Source organism: Acinetobacter sp. V2 (assembly GCF_001188385.1).
Taxonomy (GTDB): domain Bacteria; phylum Pseudomonadota; class Gammaproteobacteria; order Pseudomonadales; family Moraxellaceae; genus Acinetobacter; species Acinetobacter oleivorans.
In genome coordinates this window covers 191835-196479 of the sequence record NZ_JZFB01000002.1, presented here as the reverse complement: position 1 = coordinate 196479, position 4645 = coordinate 191835, and the positions used below count along the sequence as shown (strand labels likewise).

The window sequence follows — 4645 nt, the reverse complement described above, 5'->3', positions numbered from 1 at the left end:
GCAGTTGTTATTGTAGAAAACTGTATTCGACGTCTAGCAGAAGCACAGCATGCTTTACATCGACCCCTTACACGAGCTGAGCGATTCAAAGAAGTTTTCCTTGCAGCAAAACAGGCCCGTCGACCACTTATTTTTGGGCAAATGATTATTTTAGTGGTCTATTTACCTATTTTTGCTTTATCTGGTGTTGAAGCCAAAATGTTCCATCCAATGGCTATGACTGTGGTGATGGCATTATTGGGGGCCATGATTCTTTCTGTGACATTTGTACCTGCGGCAGTTGCTCTTTTTGTTACAGGTGAAGTGAAAGAAAAAGAAACGCGTTGGATGTTGCTTTTAAAGCAGAAATACCGAGATATCCTCGATCAGGCTTATCAGCTTAAGATAGTGGTTGTTAGTTTTGCATTAAGTATTTTAGTGCTTACAGGCGTGTTAGCTACCCAAATGGGCAGTGAATTTGCACCGCAACTCAGCGAAGGTGATTTTGCCTTGCAGCAAATGCGTTCACCGAGTACTGGGCTCGAGCAATCACTGCGAATGCAGGAAAATACTGAAAAACTCATTTTGAAAAACTTTCCAGAGGTAAAAGCTGTTTTTGCTCGAACAGGAACGGCTGAGGTTGCAACTGATGTGATGCCGCCAAATATTTCTGATGCGGTCATTTTACTTAAACCGCATGATCAATGGCCAAACTCTAAAGAGACGCTAGCTGAGCTGCGTTCACGTATGGAAGCTTTTTTAGCGACATTACCCGGTAATAACAGTGAGTTCTCTCAACCGATCGAGCTGCGCTTTAATGAGCTAATTTCAGGGATCCGGAGTGATATTGGTGTCAAGGTTTTTGGTGATGATATGCAAGTACTCAACGAGCAGGCTCAAGCACTCGCTCAGAAAGTACAAAAAATTTCAGGTGCTACCGCGGTTAAGGTAGAACAAACGAGCGGTTTACCGGTACTGAGTGTTGAAATTAACCGACCTCTGGCTGCGCAATACGGATTATCTGCAAAAGCTATTCAAGATATTGTGGCAGCAAGTGTAGGTGGACAAAATGTTGGACAGATTTTACAAGGCGATAGACGATTTGATTTTGAAATTCGCCTAGAAGACCAGCAGCGTACCATCCAAAACTTAGCCCAACTTCCGATCCAGTTACCAAATGGTGGACTGATCCAGCTTCAAGATGTCGCTAAAGTTAAACGTACCTCAGGTTTAAATCAGGTGGGACGTGAAAATGGTAAGCGCCGTGTCATTATTACTGCAAACGTAGAAGGCCGTGACTTAGGATCATTTGTTCAAGAATTAAGAACAACACTCGCAAAAGAACAACTGCCAGCGGGTTATTGGTTGGAATATGGCGGTCAGTTTGAAAATCTAGCTTCAGCTGCTGCCCGAATGAAAATTGTTGTTCCATTAGCGCTTGCTATGATTTTCATTCTACTCATGGCTGTATTCCATAATGTTAAAGAAAGCCTTTTAGTGTTTAGCGGCGTACCGTTTGCTTTGTCAGGTGGTCTTATTGCCCTGTGGCTAAGAGATATTCCGCTGTCCATGTCGGCTGGTGTCGGGTTTATTGCCTTGTCGGGTGTTGCTGTTTTGAATGGTCTGGTGATGCTGAGCTTTATTAAAGAGCTTAGAGAAAAATTTGATATTCAAACTGCAACATGGAATGGAGCAATCTTACGTTTAAGACCTGTACTTATGACGGCTTGTGTCGCGTCTCTTGGCTTTATTCCAATGGCTTTGGCAACTGGAACTGGTGCAGAAGTACAGCGACCTTTGGCAACTGTAGTAATCGGTGGCATTATTTCATCTACGATATTAACGCTGGTTTTATTACCGGTCATTTATCGATGGATGAATGAAGGCAAGACGAAAAGTGTTGAGCATTCATAATGTCATCGATTTGAGATATCTTTTTTGATGATAGAGTCAATTCAAAAAAGTGTTTGAAAGAGTTAAAGGTAATGGTGTCTTTATCGTTACCTTTAACTCACCATAAAGATAAATAAAAAGGAGTCCGCAAAATGGGTGGACATCATGGTCATGATCATAGTCATGCTGTAGTGACTGAAGGTAATGCTAAGAAGTTAACGATTGCTTTAGCGCTTACGACAACGTTTTTAATTGTTGAGGTCATTGCAGGTTTAATCACACAAAGTTTGGCATTGCTTTCTGACGCTGCGCATATGTTTACAGATGCAGCTGCTTTGGCAATTGCTTTGGTCGCCATTCAAATTTCCAAACGTCCTGCCGATAATAAACGTACTTTCGGTTATCAACGCTTTGAAATTCTGGCTGCTTTATTTAATGCACTCATGCTTTTTGTGGTGGCAATTTATATTTTATATGAGGCCTATATCCGCTTCTCTAAGCCACCTGAAATTCAAAGTATGGGAATGCTCATTGTGGCGACCATTGGTTTGGTGATTAATCTCATCTCAATGAAAATTCTCATGTCGAGTGCCAATAGCAGTTTAAATGTGAAAGGTGCTTATCTAGAGGTATTGAGTGATGCGTTAGGCTCAGTCGGCGTTATTATCGGGGCACTCATCATTTACTTCACCAACTGGTATTGGGTCGATACGATTATTGCAGTACTGATTGGCTTTTGGGTATTACCAAGAACATGGGTTTTACTTAAACAAAGTATTAATATTTTGCTCGAAGGCGTGCCAGAAGAAGTGGATATTGAGAAGTTACGTACAGATCTGCTTTCTTTAAATGGTGTAGAGAGTATTCACCAACTTAAAGTATGGGCGATTACTTCTAAAAATATCCATTTAACAGTGCACTTATTTGCACCGCAAGCGGATCGTACCAAGCTCTATCAAGATGCTGTTGAAATGCTTTCCCATGAACATGGTATTGGTGAAGTGACCTTACAAATTGAAGACGATGCCGAGATTAATTGTCAGCATATTGCTCAACATATTTCACACGAGCATGATGACAATGACAAAGAACATTCACATCAGCATTAAGCTGATGTGAACACTTTTTTAAATTTCCCATTCATGATTGCAGTCACGGCATTTCCAATGTTTTTGTGACTGCATAAATGCTTGCATAGACAGTTTAAAGTCCGGCAAATCACGCCAAAACATAAAACCTGCTCCTACAGTCACAACAAAAACAACTACTGTTGCAATTTGAAGATTGCTACCTGCACCATTGCCAAAAATCCACATAAAAATGCTAATCACAACCAAGAGTAAAAGCATAAAAAGTGCAGGAATTAAGATAGCAAGACTTTTTGGAACTGCTGGTTTTACGCTGTTCATGCCTTGGCTTACAGGCATAATTTTAACACTCTGACATTGAGGGCAACGATATTGCATGAGAACTCCACATTTAGTTTGAATCTATTCTAACGGAAATGTCGGAAAAGAAAAAAATTTGTAAGATATCGATGAAGTGCTATGAGTTAGCAAAAAAATTACTTATGAATAAACAAAGAAATATAAAAAACTGATGATTTATCCGTACACATAAAAATTAAAATAATATTGTAGAGCATGCTAATCTACAGAAAAATGAAGTGTGATTAGCACTATAAATGAGCTTAAATACTCGTAAATAGGACGTGGAATAAATATAAAAAGGAGAGAGGGACTTGGGTCAACAAGATGACAATAAGTCGCAGCCTACAACGACAGCATCGGTTTTAGCTACCCCAGATACCGCAAAACCGTCATTATCTCGTCGATTACTGCATAAGACATTGCAACATGCCCAAGATGCAGTTGGGTTTGCTAGCGACACAACACGTAATATTGCAGAGGTTGCAGATGCGGCTTTAGATGCGCTCGATCAAGTAACTACCCACACCAGACGTGGAGTTGTTGGAATGACAAATCTGGCGGCTGGCACTGTAAGAGATATGGTGTCTGAAACTAGTGAAACTGCACGCCAAGTCGCATTGATAATGGCACGTACATTTTTGGGGAAGAGTACCTTAACGTTGTACTTACCTGAAATGTTATTAAATAATCAAATCCGTAAGCGCATAGATCGCTCTGAAATTGATGATATTAAAATCAAGTGTGGCAATGATAGTTTCCAAGTCGAGATCGATGGGCATTATCATCGTTTCATGTACCGTTTAAGTTTAGATTTTAAAGTATTGGAATGTCGTATTGGGCAGGAAAAGTTTTTGCGCTTACGTCAAATGGATGAAAGTCTTGATGTCCAGATTCGTCATGGAGGAACATTGTCAAACTGGGCTGTACGCCGTATTGGTCGAGTTGGTTTTGAAGTCGTAAATATGTTACCCATTCCATCACTTATTAATCATTTGATTGGTGATATTCCGGGTATCCAACGTGATGGTCACCGTATGTGGTTTATTGACCTAGAGCAGGCAGGATTTATTGACTTTATTAATAATCGCTCTTGGATGGTTGAAAAGCTTTTGAGTCTGACAGATTTCAGTATTTTACCTGGTTTGAATATTTTGAGAGAAAGTCGAGAATTGGTCCAGCAATTGGTAGATCAATTTGAAATTAGAGGGCTACGTGTACAGTCGGGTCGCCTTGAAGTACAAGTGGGAATTGCAAGCTCATAGAGCATAGTAAAAGCTGATCATTGATTGGCTTTTTTTAGGCAAGAAAAAAGCCACTGACGTTATGCAGTGGCTTTTTAGAAT

Annotated in this window: 4 protein-coding genes; 3 read left to right on the top strand and 1 reads right to left on the bottom strand. The window is 40.3% G+C overall.

Annotated elements, in window-relative coordinates; genetic code table 11:
• Both UC75_RS20990 and UC75_RS09720 read left to right on the top strand, forming a co-directional pair.
• Nucleotides 1-1893: efflux RND transporter permease subunit (locus UC75_RS20990; protein ID WP_228137248.1), on the top strand; the 1893-nt coding region annotated here is incomplete at its 5' end.
• 131 nt (nucleotides 1894-2024) lie between these two features.
• Entirely contained in the window at nucleotides 2025-2981 is a 957-nt protein-coding gene (locus tag UC75_RS09720) for a cation diffusion facilitator family transporter (RefSeq protein ID WP_049837458.1), read from the top strand.
• An 18-nt stretch (nucleotides 2982-2999) separates the two neighbouring features.
• On the opposite strand, the gene UC75_RS09715 is transcribed toward UC75_RS09720, so the two are convergent.
• The gene (locus tag UC75_RS09715) at nucleotides 3000-3338 is read right to left on the bottom strand and encodes a hypothetical protein (RefSeq protein WP_049837457.1); all 339 of its coding nucleotides are present in this window, start codon (nucleotides 3336-3338) and stop codon (nucleotides 3000-3002) included.
• Between the two features lie 275 nt (nucleotides 3339-3613).
• Here UC75_RS09715 and UC75_RS09710 point away from each other — a divergent pair, with 275 nt between their 5' ends.
• Nucleotides 3614-4564, top strand: coding sequence for a hypothetical protein (locus UC75_RS09710; protein ID WP_005300925.1), 951 nt, complete (start codon nucleotides 3614-3616; stop codon nucleotides 4562-4564).
• Nucleotides 4565-4645: the final 81 nt, after the last annotated feature.

Bases quoted from the DNA above. Each gene is read 5' to 3' on its own strand.
- UC75_RS09720 (WP_049837458.1), top strand. From the start codon at position 2,025: ATGGGTGGACATCATGGTCATGATCATAGTCATGCTGTAGTGACTGAA.
- UC75_RS09715 (WP_049837457.1), bottom strand. From the start codon at position 3,338: ATGCAATATCGTTGCCCTCAATGTCAGAGTGTTAAAATTATGCCTGTA.